General features: G+C 45.7%; 14 protein-coding genes and 1 pseudogene. 11 read left to right on the top strand and 4 right to left on the bottom strand.

The window, feature by feature from the left end; translation table 11 throughout:
• Nucleotides 1-29: 29 nt before the first annotated feature.
• Nucleotides 30-1646 carry a multicopper oxidase family protein gene (locus ODZ53_RS22420; protein ID WP_372680172.1) on the bottom strand — a complete coding sequence of 539 codons (1617 nt, stop codon included), beginning with the start codon at nt 1644-1646 and terminating at the stop codon, nt 30-32.
• 190 nt (nt 1647-1836) lie between these two features.
• Here ODZ53_RS22420 and ODZ53_RS22415 point away from each other — a divergent pair, with 190 nt between their 5' ends.
• The 7 genes and pseudogenes from ODZ53_RS22415 to ODZ53_RS22385 all read left to right on the top strand — a co-directional run bounded on the left by ODZ53_RS22415 (nt 1837) and on the right by ODZ53_RS22385 (nt 9544).
• Nucleotides 1837-2037 carry a hypothetical protein gene (locus ODZ53_RS22415; protein WP_016740466.1) on the top strand — a complete coding sequence of 67 codons (201 nt, stop codon included), beginning with the start codon at nt 1837-1839 and terminating at the stop codon, nt 2035-2037.
• 223 nt (nt 2038-2260) lie between these two features.
• Nucleotides 2261-2356, top strand: a pseudogene (locus tag ODZ53_RS22410) (DUF1697 domain-containing protein); the annotation flags it as partial.
• Nucleotides 2357-3012: 656 nt separating this feature from the next.
• Nucleotides 3013-5094, top strand: a complete 2082-nt coding sequence (locus tag ODZ53_RS22405; RefSeq protein ID WP_372680170.1) for an acyltransferase family protein — start codon at nt 3013-3015, stop codon at nt 5092-5094.
• Nucleotides 5095-5290: 196 nt separating this feature from the next.
• Nucleotides 5291-6562: an AAA family ATPase gene (locus ODZ53_RS22400; RefSeq protein WP_372680168.1), complete on the top strand. Its 1272-nt coding sequence runs from the start codon at nt 5291-5293 to the stop codon at nt 6560-6562.
• Nucleotides 6563-6592: 30 nt separating this feature from the next.
• Entirely contained in the window at nt 6593-7873 is a 1281-nt protein-coding gene (locus ODZ53_RS22395) for a tetratricopeptide repeat protein (RefSeq protein WP_372680166.1), read from the top strand.
• Nucleotides 7836-8555: a hypothetical protein gene (locus ODZ53_RS22390; RefSeq protein ID WP_372680164.1), complete on the top strand. Its 720-nt coding sequence runs from the start codon at nt 7836-7838 to the stop codon at nt 8553-8555. Before ODZ53_RS22395 ends, ODZ53_RS22390 begins: the two co-directional genes overlap by 38 nt.
• Before the next feature lie 101 nt (nt 8556-8656).
• Nucleotides 8657-9544, top strand: coding sequence for a DMT family transporter (locus ODZ53_RS22385; protein WP_372680162.1), 888 nt, complete (start codon nt 8657-8659; stop codon nt 9542-9544).
• Nucleotides 9545-9619: 75 nt separating this feature from the next.
• Here ODZ53_RS22385 and ODZ53_RS22380 read toward each other — a convergent pair whose 3' ends face one another.
• The 3 genes from ODZ53_RS22380 to ODZ53_RS22370 form a co-directional block, all read right to left on the bottom strand.
• Nucleotides 9620-10147, bottom strand: coding sequence for a GNAT family N-acetyltransferase (locus tag ODZ53_RS22380; protein WP_372680160.1), 528 nt, complete (start codon nt 10145-10147; stop codon nt 9620-9622).
• Between the two features lie 54 nt (nt 10148-10201).
• Complete coding sequence (locus tag ODZ53_RS22375) at nt 10202-11140, bottom strand: alpha/beta hydrolase (protein WP_372680158.1); 939 nt, start codon at nt 11138-11140, stop codon at nt 10202-10204.
• A 112-nt stretch (nt 11141-11252) separates the two neighbouring features.
• The gene (locus ODZ53_RS22370) at nt 11253-12563 is read right to left on the bottom strand and encodes a helix-turn-helix domain-containing protein (RefSeq protein WP_372680156.1); all 1311 of its coding nucleotides are present in this window, start codon (nt 12561-12563) and stop codon (nt 11253-11255) included.
• A gap of 564 nt (nt 12564-13127) precedes the next feature.
• Here ODZ53_RS22370 and ODZ53_RS22365 point away from each other — a divergent pair.
• Genes ODZ53_RS22365 through ODZ53_RS22350 form a run of 4 tightly spaced genes read left to right on the top strand, consistent with a single transcriptional unit; the run spans nt 13128 to nt 17004 of the window.
• Nucleotides 13128-14060, top strand: coding sequence for an ABC transporter permease (locus ODZ53_RS22365; RefSeq protein WP_372680154.1), 933 nt, complete (start codon nt 13128-13130; stop codon nt 14058-14060).
• 3 nt (nt 14061-14063) lie between these two features.
• On the top strand, nt 14064-15008 hold the full coding sequence (locus tag ODZ53_RS22360; protein ID WP_372680152.1) for an ABC transporter permease: 945 nt from the start codon (nt 14064-14066) through the stop codon (nt 15006-15008).
• Nucleotides 15009-15036: 28 nt separating this feature from the next.
• Nucleotides 15037-16056: an ABC transporter ATP-binding protein gene (locus ODZ53_RS22355; RefSeq protein WP_026134040.1), complete on the top strand. Its 1020-nt coding sequence runs from the start codon at nt 15037-15039 to the stop codon at nt 16054-16056.
• A complete protein-coding gene (locus ODZ53_RS22350; protein WP_015890974.1) occupies nt 16057-17004 on the top strand; it encodes an ABC transporter ATP-binding protein in 948 nt (315 codons plus the stop codon).
• The last annotated feature ends 16 nt before the right edge of the window (nt 17005-17020 follow it).

The raw sequence follows: 17020 nt of genomic DNA, 5'->3' as shown, positions 1-17020 counted from the left end.
GCCATGAAGGCTCCTGCTTTTTTCTGTGGCTATTCCGGCATGTTGCCGACAGTAGGATCGACGACGAAATCTGGCTTGAAGCCTTCATATTTTACTTCGGATACCATTCCTTGCGCAGCGTGGCCCAAATCGTGGCAGTGGAACATCCAGTCTCCTGGATTGTCAGCTTCAAAGGCCACTACGTAAGCTTCACCCGGCAAAATGTTCAGCGTATCTTTAACCAGAGGAGAGCCTGAGATAGGCTGACCGTTTTTGCTTAATACTTGGAAGAAATGTCCATGCAAATGCATCGGGTGGATATCTTTTGGGGATTTGTTCACCAGTGTGACTTTGACCAGATTTCCTTTTTTGACGTTGAGCGGAGGGACATTTGGGAACGTGTTACCATTGATGGTAAAGGCCATTTTTCCATCTGCCGTTTCCGTGTTCAGATCCATTTGATACGTAATGTCATATTTCTGCTCTAGTGTAAAGCTGCTTTTTGCCGCCTCACCGTATTTGGTAATGTCTATCGTCGGCATATCGCCAGCTTCGGATTTGGCTGCTTTTGATTCCGAGCCTTCGTAGACGATGGGCACGACAAGGGACTTGGCGCCTGGATTTGTGCTGCGCTCCTCTAGTAACCATTTGCCTGGATTGTTTGCGACAAATTCGAGATCATATCGTTCTCCTGGTCCGATATTGAGGAGCTGGCCGCCTACTAGTGGCGGGTTATTGATAGGTTGCCCGTCTGTTGCTACAATTTTAAATTCATGACCTTGCAGATTCAGCTTGTGGTTCAAGTATCCGGCATTGACCAGGCGGATTCTGACCTTCTCATCTTCTTTAACAGATAGCGGCTGGATTGCCGGGCCTGTTTTTCCGTTCACGGAAAAGATCGTATACATCAGCGGCATCATCTCAGCGTCACTCATGGGCATCTCCATACTGGCCATGTTGTGACCACCAGTGGACGAGCTATCGGAAGAAGGGGCACTGGTGCCATGGCTCATGCCACTTCCGTGCATTTCCGCCATGCTATCGTCCTGCATCCATTCATCCAGAACGAGGGTAAAGTCCTTATCAACAGGCTCTGGCGTAGCTGGTTCCACCACAAGTGAACCGTACAACCCTTTGTCTACCTGCTTGGCGCTGTTTTGATGCGAGTGGTACCAGTATGTCCCAGCAACGTCCACTTTGAACTTGTAGGTGAAGCTTTCGTTTGGTTTTACAGCATTTTGGGTAACCCCAGGGATTCCATCCATGTTATTCGGGACGGGTAAGCCATGCCAGTGAATCGTGACCGGCTCGGGCAATTCGTTTTTCAACGTCACGCTGATGGTTTCCCCTTGTTTGACACGAAGCTGTGGACCTGGAACGGTTCCATTGTACGTCCATGCGTTTTTCATGGTCTTGTCATCGAGGTGGAGCATATTTTCTTTTGCCGTGAGGGTAAACGTAGTGCCTGTAAGTACCTCCATCGACGAGTCGCTGGATGCGGCCATCGGTTGGGGTTGAGCCTGTGAGGGTGTTTCGGGTGAAGAATTCATGTTGTGTCCATTATGATCCATCGTGGTATTGTCAGTGGCAGTTGAGCATGCCGATAACAGCAAAACGCCACCTAGAACCAGTGGATAAGCCCATGGGCGTATTTTCCGTTTGTTCATGTGCACTTTTTCCTCCTTTTCGCTGTTGGAGAAAGCGTACCAAACGATTGTGTAGAAAACATGAAGACAGGATATATGACACTTCTGTTACGCATTGAACAAAAATGGGAAAGTAAGCGTGAACAAATGCTATAATGGAGTATCGTACCTAGAAGTAATCAGTAGAATTGGACAGGGATGGTGTTCACGTGTGGGTAACGTAGATTTTGCGAGCTTGCCTTGGAATGTTTTTTGGGTTGGAGTCGCTTATTTTTTGGTCACAGGAGTCTTTTTCTGTCTTGGATTTATGCGATTGCTCTCCGAACGGGTGAAAAGTGGCATCGCATGCATGGTGATTGCAGTTGTCAGCGGTGGTCTTTTCTTGAATTATTTATTTACTCATCATATTTAAATTGGGATAATCAAGCGTAAATCCTCGTCGGTGCTGGTAATCGATGGGGATTTTATTTTTGTCTTGTGTTTCCCGTTTCGATTGGCGAAAATGGTAGTGATAGGGGAATGACCGTGGTTGATGTCGCTTTCCTTCGGGGGATACCGATTCCAGACCAACCATTCCTCACCAATTGGAAGAGATGATACATACAAGCTTTTGGATTTGACATGACATCTAGTAGAAACTTATTGGCTCAAAGGTTTATCAACAAATGACAATCAGGAATGTCAATACAACTCGCAAAATTTACGAACGAATGCAGGCTGTTGATCCGTAAATCTTTTGTGACAAGTAAACACGTTGCATTTTGCATCTGACAGTGGTGGTCTGCGATGATCAACAATCGTGAAGCTGATGGGGGAAAGTATACCAGCAGCTTCTTTTTTTGTTCCGCGTTTTTACCGGGAAAAAATAGGGTCAGAATGTAAACAGTTTGTAACGAGTTATCCCCCGAAACCGTCATATAATCAGGTTACACACAACTACTCAGCAAGAGTCTAACAAAAGACAAGGACCGGGTAATTTCCTTGTGAGACCATCCACTATAAGGAAGGTGTGATGCATATATAAGGGAGTAAGCAAACCAAAAACAACGAGATAGTGAGTAGTTCATCACATCCTGAATACGGGCAACGATGATGGGAAGAATTCATTTTCCATAAAGATAATGAACGAGACCAACCCCCGCTTTCGCACGATTCCAGAAACAGGGGTTTTTGCATTCATAGAGCACGCAATTCCCGATGTGTAATGACTGCCCCCAACAACAAAGGACAATAACAGAACGGAAGGTAAAAGGGGAGAATGAAATGTTTTGCATGGCGAGCACGAAGAATCACCATAAAAATATGAAAAGGACGATGGGTACGAAAAGAAACAATAATCAGAACGAATTAATCACTCGCCAACATGCAACGATGGGAGGCCACCAGCATGCCTGAACCGATCAAAGGCTCCAGCAGTCGATACATGGCTGGGATCGACGGGCTTCGTGCGCTGGCGGTACTCGCAGTCATTATTTATCACTTGAATTACGACTGGGCACCCGGTGGATTGCTAGGTGTCGGTATTTTCTTCGTTTTATCGGGATATTTAATTACAGACTTATTAATTGCAGAATGGAATCGAAATGGCAGACTCGACATGAAAAACTTTTGGTTGCGCCGTGCCAGAAGACTGCTCCCAGCGCTGTTCCTCATGCTGTTTGTGGTAGTGGCAGGGGTAGCCATCTTTTCCCCAGCCCAGTTGGAAACCATTCGAGGAGATGTAGGAGCAGCCGTTCTGTACATGAGCAACTGGTGGCTGGTCTTTCATGACATATCTTATTTTGAAAAATTCGGTCCGCCCTCACCATTAGGCCATCTGTGGTCATTGGCGGTCGAAGAACAGTTCTATGTCATTTGGCCGCTGGTACTCGCGCTGGGACTCCGCTTCCTGAAGCGCAGGGGGCCAATCATGATCATTACTTTGGTGCTGGCTGTACTATCCGCCATCCTCATGGCTGTATTGTATGAGCCAGGTCTTGATCCGAGTCGTGTATATTACGGAACGGACACACGCGTATTCGGATTGTTGATCGGTGCCGCACTCGCCATGATGTGGCCGAGTCGCTTGCTTACGACGAACATTTCACAAAAAGCGCGAATTACGCTTGATCTAAGCGGTCTCTTGAGCTTAGGGATTCTTTTGTACAGCATTTGGAACACGAATCAATATGATGACTATTTGTACGAAGGCGGGCTCGTCCTTCTGTCTGTCGTCAGTGCCGTGCTGGTCGCCGTACTCGCACATCCGGCAAGCAGCTTGGCGAAATGGATGGGCTGCAAGCCGCTGCGCTGGATTGGCGTTCGATCTTACGGTATTTATTTGTGGCATTTCCCTGTTATCGTTTGGACGAATCCGTTTTTGGCGGAACGGGAGTGGATGGCGATACCTGGAGCGGTTTTGCAGCTCCTCGCAAGCATTTTGCTGGCATCGTTGTCATGGAAATATCTCGAAGAGCCTATTCGCTATGGTGCATTAGGGAAAATCTGGAATCCATCCAATAAGGCAGGGCAGAAAACAAAACGGTTAAACCGTGTTTTGGCCACTGGTTGCGCGATTGCTCTTTGTGTTACGTATTATGGGATCGCTTCGCTCACGTCAGATGCGACCGCAGGAAATGTGACGCAGCCAACTCAAACGGTCAACGAGACGAAGGTCCCCGACAAGCCTCATGGTCCTGAGGTGCCAATCGTAGAGAAGAAGCCGGAAACGGTTCAAAAACCAGCTACTCCACCTACAAAACCGAAAAATGAGCAGAAGCCAACTAACAACGGACAAAAGCAGAAGCCTGCCGAGAAGCAGAAAGATTCGAATGCTTCCAAACAGCCTGACCAAAAACAGGAACCGATCAAAGCGATAGGCTCTGGTAAAGGGATCACTGTGATCGGTGACTCTGTCATGCTTGATGTGGCTCCTTACATGGAGAAACTATTGCCAGGAATCGTCGTAGATGCCAAAATCGGAAGGCAAATGGCGCAAGCTCCTGACGTAATTGCGCAGCTCAAGGCAAAAGGCCAATTGGGAAATCGCGTGGTGATTGAATTAGGCTCGAACGGCGCATTTAGTAAAGGGCAGCTCGACAAACTGCTGCAATCACTGGATGGTGTAGAGCAGATCATTCTCATTAATTCTCGCGTACCTAAACCGTGGGAAAGCGTCGTGAATAAGATGCTGGCGGAAACGGCTGCTGCCCATTCACATGTCGTTCTTGTGGATTGGTATACGGCAAGTGAAGGGCAAAGCTCTTACTTTTACAAAGACGGTGTTCACCCGAATAAGGAAGGCTCGCAAAAATACGCGGCACTCGTGGCGAGTGCAATCGCGCCGACGCAGCCAGAGAAGAAGTCGGAAGTGAAAGAGGAAGAGAAAGCGAAAGAGTCGACAGTAGAAGAGACAGGGCAGATTGATACACACAATTCAGTATTGGAAGCAGAAGGGCCTGAAGTTAGTTCAACGGAAATAGTGAATTGAAACAAGAGGACAAAAGACATGAGATCGAAAAAAGATCTCTGTTTTTTGTCCTTTTTTACACTTTTGAATAAGTAATAAGAACTAGGTCTTATTACCCCTGTATAAAAACGCAGAAATACCGATTAAAAGATTATGTGTAAATAACTGGTTAGAATGGTTGCTTTTATTTTTATGTTACAAAAGGAGTAGTTTAATAATGGAAAAAATAGAATGGCTTCAACAGCTTTCCGCAAGACAACCAGAGGATGCCACAACTTTTTATTGGCTAGGGAAGGAATTAGCGAGTAACAGCCGTTGGCTAGAAGCGATAAGTGCATTCTCTAAAGGGCTGACATATTGCGGCGATGATCACGAACTCAGAAATAACCTGCTGCAAGAATTAACTACATCGACTCAGCAATTACAACAAAGCACAAGCGAAAGAAGCTTAGATCCAATCATTCGTAATACAGAAGACCCGTTAAACAATGACCAAAACGAAGAAGTGGTATCAGATGAGACGTGTGACGGAAGTGAAACCTATACCTATTCGATAAAAAACAATCCAGGCTTTCAAGTTATTGATGGGGGTCAGAAACCAGAACCGACTGAAATTACAAGCTTAAACAAGGTAACTTTTGCAGATGTAGCGGGTTTGGTGGAGTTGAAAAAAACGATCCAAATCAGAATCATTAGCCCGTTTTTCAACCAAGGACTATTCTCGAAATTTCGGAAGAAGATCGGTGGAGGAGTACTTCTCTATGGACCTCCTGGTTGCGGAAAAACTTTTATTACTCGCGCGACTGCTGGAGAATGCAAAGCTAACTTCTTTCCAGTACATATCACAGACGTGTTAGACCCATATATCGGCGTAAGCGAACAAAATCTGAAGGCGATGTTTGAAAAAGCTCGTGCACAAAAACCGAGTATCATGTTTTTTGATGAGATTGATACGATCGGCTACAGTCGGTCCAAGTCTTCTAGTAGTTATATGAGGGGTGTTATCGATACGTTTCTAACCGAAATGGAGGGCATTGATACGAGTACAGATCAAGTGCTGATTATCGGAGCCACGAATATGCCATGGGACGTAGATCATGCGTTGAAACGCCCAGGCCGTTTTGACCGATTAGTGTTCGTAGCACCACCTGACCTGGAAGCGCGTAAGCAAATTTTTGAGTTAAAACTAAAGGGTCGTTTCTCGAAGGACATCGATACCTATACACTGGCAAAAACGACGGAATTTTTCTCAGGAGCGGATATTGAAAATGTGATCGAACGAGCTACGGAAGCGGTTCTCGAAGAAATCCTCGACTCAGGCGTAGAGCGGCCTATCATGATGAAGGATATGGAGAATGCTCTACAGGTGGTAAAGCCTACCACAATAGAGTGGTTGCAAACGGCCAAAAATTACGTGAAATACTCCAATCAAAGCGGGTTGTATAACGATGTGGAGCATTATATCAGGCAGTTCGGTAGGTTGATATAGTCTTCATCATTAGTTCAGGGGGATGGATAAATGTCGACCGAGAATTTGACAAAGGACAATCAAGTAGAACAGATCATAAAAAGAATGGACTTTTTTTATGAAAATCGAAAGTATGATCATGTGCTGGAAGAATACGGTCAATTAATGCGTCATGTTCCAGATCATTATGATGGGACATTACAGGCCGGTTGGGCGCATTATTATTTAGGCCAAGATGAAGATGGAGCGCAACTCCTCAAACGTCTGGTTAGCTTGTATCCCGAAGACGACAAAGTACATTGTTTATTGGGACTGTTATATCGAGGGCTGTATCAATTTGAGGAAGCGATCTTTCATGGGAAAAAAGCAATTGAAATCAATTCAAATAAGGGGTTTCATTATTTGGATCTTGCTACTACTTTGAATGCCAAAGTTCAGGATAAACACGGTGATTCCTTTATTTTTACGGGGATAAAACACCCGACGATTTTAGAAGAATATAAGCTTGAACTTGACACAATTGTTGAACTATTACAGACCGGGATGAAACTCATGCCAGATAGTGCGTCAATGCATGGCCTGTTAGGTTTCACGTACCTTCGTTTGTGTATGTTTGAGGAAGCCGAAGATGCCTTTAAAACCACTCTGGCTTTGAACCCTCAATTTGTGAAGTATTATGTAGCGTACGGTCGGTTGCAATATTTTTTAGGAAGAAAAGATGAAGCAAAAAAGCTGGTACATTTGGCACTAACTATTAATCCCGAAGATAGTACAGCATTAGAAATCATCCAATATTTAGAAAAAGAGGATGAAATCGATAAAGATGGTGCTGTTTATGCGGGGCAAATCAAAAGTCTTCACAGACGTATTGTGCAGTTATATCCGAAAAGTCAAGTTCATCACCTTCGGCTGATCAAAATATTATTTCATTTTGGGGCAAATGAACCTAGAAAAGAATTAAAGTCATATCTGAAATTAAATCCGAATGATCTTGAAATGAATCTTACCTATGGGAAGATTCTTTATGGTAATAAGGAATATAAAGAGGCCCTTGACCATTTCCGGAGATGTCATACAATTTTCCCAGATAATGAGCATATTCAAAATTGGATAGATCGAATATCTGAGGATGGGAGTTTTATTATAAATTTTTTTTATTGGGGAATAAATCCGCTATTTAAGATGATTCGCTGGCTAGGCTTTGTAATTCTCTTTCCCATTGTTGTCGCTAAGAATAGTCCAGCGATCTTTCAATTTCTGTACTTAAAGGCACGCAAACTTCTAAGAGGAGGTAATGATGAAATATCATTACAATTTATTAGAGGAAAATAGCCAGCTTCAAGGATCAGAAGAGAACGTAAATCTCGATGTTGCGTACATGGAAGCATTGTGTAATCGATATGACAATGATTATAATTTTATTTCGAGTACAAGATTATCTTCAAAATATCTAACGTTGATCGATAAATACTATGGCTCAGCAGACGGGGAATCTATTCTTGCATTCTGTTCCAATAGGTTTATTTTTAATAAGGTAAAGGAGGGGGTTGTACTTAGCTCGAAAGGGATCTATTGGCGATCAGGTCAAATGAATCTCGATCCATCGTATTTGACATGGTCACAATACGCTCAAGCTACATCGGCAGTTGATGAGGTTTGCTACATTCAGTTCAGACCTGACCATATATTTCAATCCAGAAGGTCAAATATCCTCACAGAGGTTCTGGAAGATTTTTATGTTTATATGGCATCGCTATTGGTGACAAATAACCCAATTATGTATCATTACGATCAATCTTATAATCGCATAGGGCGAATTCCTACCGTCCGGACGTATCATGATAAATGGATGTTGGTCGAGAATGGGATGCCGCTGTATCCTTTACGGAATAACGATATTCATTGGGTGATTGAAATGGGGCAGGTTGACACGGCGAAGTTACAAGTTTGGAAACCAGGGATGTCAGAATGGGTTTATGTCGAGGAAGTTGCTGAATTGATGAATAAAGGATAATTTCCATCAAACAATAGCAGATCAGCTCATGGACTTTTTTCTCACTCTCCTGTACGATAGCTAACGGAAGAATAATGCATCGGGTGAAAGAAGGAACAATCATGATTCGGTCGTACTTGCTATTGCTTTTTTGTGTGACGTTGTGGGGCAGTAATTTTGTGTTCGGAAGCATGCTGGTTAAAGAGTTTCCTCCGTTGTTTTTGGCAGATGTACGCTTGCTTTTCACATCTCTGTTTCTCATCATTTACGCGTGGCTGGCCAAAAAATTCGTAAAAATCACAGCGCGTGAGCTAGGGCTTCTTGTATTGCTTGGCTTAATCGGGACGCTGGCGAATCAAACGGCGTATTTCAACGGGCTCTTGACGACAGACGCGACAACGGCATCGTTGATTCTTTCCTTGTCACCGATCGTCACCGCAGTGCTGGCCTCTTTGTTTTTGAAGGAGCAGTTTACTTTGCGTATGAAGATTGGGTCTGGCTTGGCGCTCATGGGAACATTCTTCGTTGTCGGTATTGGGGCTGGACTCTCCATTACCAAGGGAGTCTTACTCATTGTGATTGCCATGGTCGCATTCTCGTCTTCCATGATCATCATTCGCAAACTAACGCAAACCATCCAGCCGTTTATTGCCACTGTTTACTCGACGACGGTTGGCACGTTGTTTTTGACTCCCGCGGCGATGTTGACGATCGAGCCGGGGGCGCAAATCAGCCATGAAGTGTGGGCATGGGCGATGCTCATTTTGACCGCGATCCTCATGCAAGGAATATGTGGAATTGTCTGGAATCAGCAATTAAAGGTGGTAGGCACGGGCAAAGCAGCTATTTTTCTTAACTTGCAGCCCTTTGTAGCGATGCTGGTCGGGTTTTTACTGCTTGGCTCGCAGGTGACGTCGATTCAAGTCGGAGGCTCCTTGTTAATCGTCGTGGGTGTGATTGTTGCCAGTGTTCAAAAGAAACAAGCTGTTCAGCCATCGAAATCGGTATAGAGCAGCTTACTTGCTCATAAGAAAAGGACCTGATGGAAAGGTCCTTTTTTTGCATGGAAGGAAAACGAATGGACACTATACGAATTTGTACATCAGGATATCATCTGCGTATTCATTCTCAGCCAGCTTGAATTCTTTCACTTTTCGTCCTTCTTCCACAAATCCAAGGCTTTTGTATAAAGCGATCGCTCTCAGATTGTTGGAGAACACCCCTAAGCTCACTTTTTCAATGAGCGGATGCTGCTCTGCCCAAGCTAACAACTCCTGTAATAAAGCCTTGCCAATGCCCTTATTTCTGTGAGCTTTCTGGATCATCATTGTGATCAAACCTGTATGAGACAAACGCTTGCGAGCCGGAGATACGAACACGACCATGCCAGCCAATTCCGCGTTTATTTCCGCTACGAACATGGTGTCCCTGTCATTGTCGATGATGCTTTGTATCCACTCAAGCTGCTGCTCCATGGTTTTGTTGAACTCTTCGGAAACAGCAATGAAAAATTCACCTTCGCAAAACACATCACGTTGCATAGATAAAATGGCTGCCGCATCCTCGATGCGAACGAAGCGAATGGTCACTTTGTCTTCTGAATGTCTAGTCAATGATTTCATCCTTCCTACCATGTTGATGCCTACGCTTTGTTTATCCAATACGACCTATATTTTGAAAGCTTTTCGTAATTGCGCCGACATCTCATCCAACGATTCTTGCGCTTGCTTAATAGTCGTATGGAATCCGATGAAGGAATGGATCAAGCCTTGTTCATTCCGATAGACGACATCGACACCGCTATCGCGTAGCTTGTCAGCATACGCTTTTCCGCCATCTCGCAAAGGGTCATATTCGGCAGTAATCACCATGGCAGGAGGCAGGGCAGTGAGATCTGCACCATGGATTGGATCAAGATAGGGATTTTGCAGATCGGAAGGCGGTAGATAATGAGAGAGGAACCAATTCAGCAATTCCACATCCATCAAATAGCCACGCGCATTTTCCTGCATGGATGGGTAGGGAGTGGTGTCCACAATTCCTACGGCTGGATAAATTAATAATTGAAATACGATAGGCGGCCCCTGTCGTTCTTTCGCCATGAGACACACGACTGTGGCAAAATTACCTCCGGCACTATCTCCCCCAACCGCTATCCGCGATGGATCAATGCCAAATTGATCAGCATGAGCTGAAATATAAAGAAGAGAATCATAGGCATCTTCCAATCCAGCAGGAAAAGGATGTTCAGGAGCGAGCCGATAATCAATAGAAATGACCACACATTTTGCGTTATTTGCGAAGTTGCGACATACCGAGTCTGCTGTATCAAGATTGCCAATCACAAAGCCGCCCCCATGAAAGTACACAAGTGCAGGGAAGGGGGCATGTCCTTCTGGTATGTATATGCGAATCGGAATAGAACGACCTTCTAAGGGAAGCGAGAGATTCTCTACCTTTTTTACCTGTTCACGTTCCGCGCCTGAATCTCGATTTTGATCAGTCGCCATTCGCATTATCTGTGGTGTCAATTGGTCAAAGTCAACATCATGGCGTGAGCGGTTGAAGACGTCTAATATTTGTTGAATGTGTGGATGAACGGGCATGTGTATGACCCCCTAATCGCATAATAGTTGGATAGCTTATATGCATGACCAGCAATGATCCACAAAAGTTTTCTGGAAATCACAAGCTTAGGCCTTTCTCAAGGAGAAACAATTAAGTGGTTTGTGGCGAGGGGAGTATACGATAAATTTTCCGTGGGCGCCCTCGGTTCGTTGGCGTCTCTTCCCCAATAAGTTCGATAATGCTGTGCTCAGCCAAGTCACTTAAGATTCTTCGCGCATTGCGAGGTGTCATCCCCATCCATTCCGCGATCATCGAAGCGCTGATATATTTTTGCCCCAGTGCTTTTTGGACGGAAATGATTTTGTTAAACGTCGTAATACTGACACCAGCTTTTTTCAGATTTTCGCTGATTTCTTTGTCCTGTGTCCAATATTCGTAGCTGATGCTGTTCGGCTGACGCAGCGGACCTTCAATCGAACCGTCATGGTCAACAAGGATCACGGCATCCTGATGGTTTTTGGCGTGACCGAGAGCAAGCTGTGCGTTGCGCTCCGCAGACAATGCTGTGACACCAAAGCCGATTCCCATATTCGCGTGCGAGTGGGTGAGCAGCTTAATTTTTTCCAAAAGGATCGTGGGGTGAAAATCTGGATTGTCTTCATATGATCCGCGGGTGGAAAAAATAATGAACTTGGAATTGCCGACTGCGACGAAGCTACCGGAAATCGACTCTGTGTAATCAAGTACGAGCTCTTGTAGCTTCAAATCGAGGCGCCGTAGCTCGTATGCGTTTGCAGGTTCATTAACGAGCCTTTCCATGTCGGATACCTCAATCAATTGAACAGCAATTTGGGAGCGCTTGAAGTGGAGCGTTTCACCCTCTTGCAGAATTTGCTTGAAAATCTCTCGAAATATAAAGCGCGTGAAGCCCATTCGGTATACTCTGATTCCTTGTCGTTTTAATTCTTCGGTGACGTAAAGCGTTCCCGTCACACAAGCGTCTACTTTGCCTTCCTGGATAAGGCGGGTGTGATAGGCTACCAATTCAGCTCGCTTTCGGAATTCTTTATACGGCTTTAGGTATGGATTCTCACAGTGTAGGCCCAATTCCTCTAAAGTCTCACGAAAATGCGCTTCCGAAATGGTGTCGAAGCTCACACGATCTAAAGAAAGACCATCGCGGTATACCAATTCGAGCAACACTTTGGTCAGGACACTTGAATTGACTTGCGGATAAAAGGCTTTTTTCTTGCCGATATGCGCTTTTGCCATCGAATAGGGGGCGACTCCAGAGAAGAACCAGATATCTGTTTCCATATCATTTTCGGCTACATAGGCAGGTACTTGTTCCACTCCTTGATAAACAAAGGAGGTGAGTAGGATGTGATCGGAAAACTCACGACCCACAGCTAGCATTGCATCTACTGAATCTTTTGGACCGACTATGCCAACTTTTATCATCAAAATATCCTCCAAAAAAGTTAAACTACGGGATAAACCATTCGTCAGGAAGGAGATCCATCCTTTCTTTTGCATCTTAGTATGCCAGTCTTTCTTATATAGATAAGATATAACCCATCAGATGGGTATGCGAGCTGTCGCGACCACGAAGCTTTAAATAGGGATGTTTTAGGGAAATTTTCCGTATTAATTGTTTTATATTTGACAACTTTCAGCAAATTCCTTTATGAATCGATGTAAAAAATAAAAAAATCAGAATTGACATTAAATAATTACGGCACTATATTGTTGAATTAAGGAATGTTTTAGGTCAATTTCCGTTAAAGAGGTTGTTCAAAAAGTTGTCTTTTGATCACGAAGTAGTCAAGAAAGCGAATTCGACATCGAATATGGCGTTCACCTCCGAAGTCCGGTGCTCATGTAGATAGCCTACACTGCGCTCCTCCTTCGTTCGGTTCTCTCCATCTTCTCGGTGCTGAAAAGTCAACCTTTTGAACTAGAACAAAAGGAGGGTACGTTGAATTTTCTCAATCTTTTTGCAAGTCTGGACTAGGGGGCGTATAGATGTCGCGTTATTTACTCAAAAGAATTTTGATGATGGTACTCACCTTGTGGATTATTGTAACGTTGACTTTTAGCTTGATGCATATGATCCCTGGTGATCCATTCGCGTCGGAGTCAGATCAGTTGCCCGAGCAAATATTGTTCAATCTGCGTGCCAAATACAATTTGGATGAACCGCTGCCGATGCAGTATTTGCTTTATCTAAAAAGTTTGGTCATGCTCGATTTAGGACCTTCTATTAAGTCGGAGACACGCGGTGTCAATGATATGATCAAAGATGGCTTCGGAGCATCTGCAATGATTGGTTTGCAGGCGATAGCGGTTGCCCTTTTTTTCGGACTTTTATTCGGAACAATTGCGGCATTAAACCGAAATACCTGGATTGATTATGCGGCAATGGTCATGGCTGTATTAGGAATTGCTGTACCCAGCTTTATCATGGCGCCATTGCTCATTAATTACTTGGCAATTAAATGGCCGTTATTCCCAGTAGCTACGCTTGCCAGCTGGAAACACTCGGTTCTGCCTTCACTCGCACTTGCTTTTGGACCTTTAGCGATCATTACACGCTATATGCGTACGAGCATGATTGACGTGATGAACCAGAATTACATACGGACCGCTGAGGCGAAAGGAATTCCGACTTTTCTGATAGTGATCAAGCACGGAATCCGCAACGCGATTTTGCCGATCGTCACGTTTATGGGACCGCTTATCGCGGGGTTGTTAACCGGAACGTTTGTTGTCGAAAAGATTTTTGCGGTACCAGGGATCGGCAAATACTTCGTCGATGGCATTTTCAATCGAGATTATCCCGTTATTCTAGGAACGACAGTATTCTACAGTGCCATCTTGGTACTCATTATCTTCTTGATTGATCTGGCCTATATATTTATCGATCCACGAATCAAACTATCGAGCAGGGGGAGGTAGCCAATGGCGGTAGATCAATCAGTAAATGAGTTGTTTCGACCTAGAGCTCAAAAAGCAGATGGACAGATCGCCCAGATGCGACCGAGCCTGACTCATTTTCAACAAGTAGCGAGAAAGCTCGTTAGAAACAAGCTGGCCATGGTGGGTTTGACCCTGATTGTTATGCTGATAGCTATGGCGATCATTGGACCACATCTCGTTTCGTATAGCTATTCCGATCAGAGTCTCTTGAATGCGAATCAGGAAATTTCGAGCGAGCATTGGTTCGGAACAGATGAGCTGGGGCGCGACATGTTTTCACGAACATGGTACGGAGCGCGGATTTCACTGATTATCGGAATATCGGCAGCGTTAATTGACTTGGTCATCGGAGTGACCGTCGGCGGTATTGCCGGATACATGGCCGGTCGAGGCAAAAAGGGTGACCGAATCGATACCATCATCATGCGATTGATCGAGGTCTTATACGGATTGCCATATCTGCTCGTGGTGATCATGCTGATGGTTGTCATGGAGCCTGGAATCGTTACCATTATCATCGCATTGTCCGCAACCGGTTGGGTAGGGATGGCTCGTCTCGTTCGGGGACAAATCCTGCAATTGAAAAACCAGGAGTTCATCATGGCAGCGCAGGTGCTGGGCGCCAAATTCCCTCGCATCTTGTTGCGCCACCTGATTCCGAATACCATCGGAGTCATTATCGTGAACTTGACGTTTACCATTCCGTCGGCGATATTTGCAGAATCTTTCCTCAGCTTTCTGGGATTGGGTGTACAAGCGCCAATCGCTAGCTGGGGCACGATGACTAACGATGCACTCGGCGTCATTTTGACAGGGGATTGGTGGAGACTTTTCTTCCCGGCCTTGATGATTTCTTTGACGATGTTTGCCTTCAACGTTTTCGGTGATGGCTTGCAGGACGCATTGGACCCAAGAATTCGCGAGTAACCTCGCCACGAAGATAGGAGGATCAGACATGGCGGATCATTTGCTACAAGTAGAAAACCTCCGCGTACATTTCAAAACGTACGGTGGAGAGGTACAGGCTGTACGGGGAGTTACCTTTCATGTTGATCGTGGCGAGACGCTTGCGGTAGTGGGAGAGAGCGGTTGTGGAAAGAGTGTAACCGCCCAAGCGATCATGGGCTTGATCCCGAACCCGCCGGGAAGAATCGTGGATGGTCAGATTCGTTTTGACGGAAAAGTCATCACGGGGATGAGTAAGAAGGAATTACTATCGGTTCGTGGAGCTGAGATCGGGATGGTCTTCCAGGACCCGATGACGGCACTGAATCCGACGATGAGGGTCGGCGCCCAAATCGTCGAGGGATTTGTTCGTACTCAGCAGGTCAGCAAAGAAGAGGCGCGTAAAAAAGCGATGGAGATGCTTCGACTGGTCGGTATCCCCGATCCGGAAAAACGGGTCGATCAATACCCGCATGAGTTTTCCGGGGGAATGCGGCAACGTGTCGTCATCGCGATTGCCCTCGCCAATAATCCAAAGCTCGTCATTGCAGATGAACCGACGACCGCATTGGATGTAACGATTCAAGCACAAATCCTAGACTTGCTCAAAGAATTACAGGAAAAGCAGCAGCTCTCCATCGTGATGATTACACATGACTTGGGTGTCGTAGCCGAAATCGCGCACCGGGCCGTGGTTATGTATGCAGGAATTGTGGTGGAAACAGGCAAGGTAGAGGATATTTTCGCAAATCCGAAGCATCCGTACACTTGGGGCTTGATGCGCTCTCTACCGCGGATCGATGGTGTGGAAAAGGAACGACTGGTACCGATTGAGGGAACACCGCCGGATTTATTCCACCCGCCAAAAGGGTGTCCGTTCGCTCCACGTTGTCAGTTTGCGATGGAAATATGCGAGCAGCAAATGCCGGACGCTTCCACATTCACCGAGGGTCACCAAGCTGCATGCTGGCTACATGATCCACGGGCACCGAAGCTGGAAGAACTGGTGGCAGCAGGGAGGCAGACGTAGATGAGCCAAGCGTTGGTTGAAGTCAAAAATCTAAAAAAGCATTTTGAGATCGGGAATGGGATTTCGCTAAAGGCAGTCGACGGCGTGACCTTCACCATTCATCGCGGGGAGACGCTCGGACTAGTAGGCGAGAGCGGCTGCGGCAAGTCGACATTGGGCAGAACGATGATTCGCCTCTATGAAAATACAGATGGGGAAGTTTTGTTCAAAGGCAAAAATGCACATCGCTTAAAAGGAAAAGAGGCAGAGCAGTTCCACCGTGACGTCCAAATGATTTTTCAAGACCCGCAAGCAAGTTTGAATCCGCGTATGACCGTCATGGACATTATTGCGGAGGGCCTGGATATTCACGGCTTGTCCCGTGGTGCAAGAGCGGATCGGGTCAAAGAATTGCTGGAGCTGGTTGGCTTGTCCAAGGAACATGCGAACCGATTCCCTCATGAATTCAGCGGAGGCCAAAGGCAGCGGATCGGGATTGCCCGAGCACTGGCGGTCGAGCCGGAATTTATCATCGCGGATGAACCGATTTCGGCGCTTGATGTGTCGATTCAAGCGCAGGTTGTGAATCTACTGGAAGACTTGCAGCAGGACAGGGGTCTGACTTACTTGTTTATTGCCCACGATCTGTCCATGGTGAAGCATATTTCCACTCGAATCGGAGTGATGTACCTCGGCAAAATGGTAGAAATGGCAAACAGCTTCGAGCTTTACGCAAAGCCACTTCATCCATATACACAAGCGTTACTGTCCTCCATTCCGATTCCTGATCCGACAATCAAGCGGGAGCGCATCATCTTGCAGGGCGATTTGCCGAGTCCTGCCAACGCTCCAAGCGGTTGTGTTTTCCGAACAAGATGCCCAAAGGCCATGGAGCAATGCGCGGCACAGATTCCTGAATGGCAGGAAGCCGCACCAAACCATTGGGTCGCTTGTCATCTCTATCAGTAGTTCGATTTTCTATCTT

The organism is Brevibacillus sp. BD137 (genome assembly GCF_041644655.1).
GTDB lineage: Bacteria > Bacillota > Bacilli > Brevibacillales > Brevibacillaceae > Brevibacillus > Brevibacillus brevis_D.
This window is presented reverse-complemented; position numbering and strand designations above follow the sequence as displayed.

Excerpts from the sequence above, each read along its gene's own strand:
- ODZ53_RS22420 (WP_372680172.1), bottom strand. The coding sequence starts at position 1,646 with ATGAACAAACGGAAAATACGCCCATGGGCTTATCCACTGGTTCTAGGT.
- ODZ53_RS22405 (WP_372680170.1), top strand. The coding sequence starts at position 3,013 with ATGCCTGAACCGATCAAAGGCTCCAGCAGTCGATACATGGCTGGGATC.
- ODZ53_RS22400 (WP_372680168.1), top strand. The coding sequence starts at position 5,291 with ATGGAAAAAATAGAATGGCTTCAACAGCTTTCCGCAAGACAACCAGAG.
- ODZ53_RS22395 (WP_372680166.1), top strand. The coding sequence starts at position 6,593 with ATGTCGACCGAGAATTTGACAAAGGACAATCAAGTAGAACAGATCATA.
- ODZ53_RS22390 (WP_372680164.1), top strand. The coding sequence starts at position 7,836 with ATGATGAAATATCATTACAATTTATTAGAGGAAAATAGCCAGCTTCAA.
- ODZ53_RS22385 (WP_372680162.1), top strand. The coding sequence starts at position 8,657 with ATGATTCGGTCGTACTTGCTATTGCTTTTTTGTGTGACGTTGTGGGGC.
- ODZ53_RS22375 (WP_372680158.1), bottom strand. The coding sequence starts at position 11,140 with ATGCCCGTTCATCCACACATTCAACAAATATTAGACGTCTTCAACCGC.
- ODZ53_RS22370 (WP_372680156.1), bottom strand. The coding sequence starts at position 12,563 with ATGATAAAAGTTGGCATAGTCGGTCCAAAAGATTCAGTAGATGCAATG.
- ODZ53_RS22365 (WP_372680154.1), top strand. The coding sequence starts at position 13,128 with ATGTCGCGTTATTTACTCAAAAGAATTTTGATGATGGTACTCACCTTG.
- ODZ53_RS22360 (WP_372680152.1), top strand. The coding sequence starts at position 14,064 with ATGGCGGTAGATCAATCAGTAAATGAGTTGTTTCGACCTAGAGCTCAA.
- ODZ53_RS22355 (WP_026134040.1), top strand. The coding sequence starts at position 15,037 with ATGGCGGATCATTTGCTACAAGTAGAAAACCTCCGCGTACATTTCAAA.
- ODZ53_RS22350 (WP_015890974.1), top strand. The coding sequence starts at position 16,057 with ATGAGCCAAGCGTTGGTTGAAGTCAAAAATCTAAAAAAGCATTTTGAG.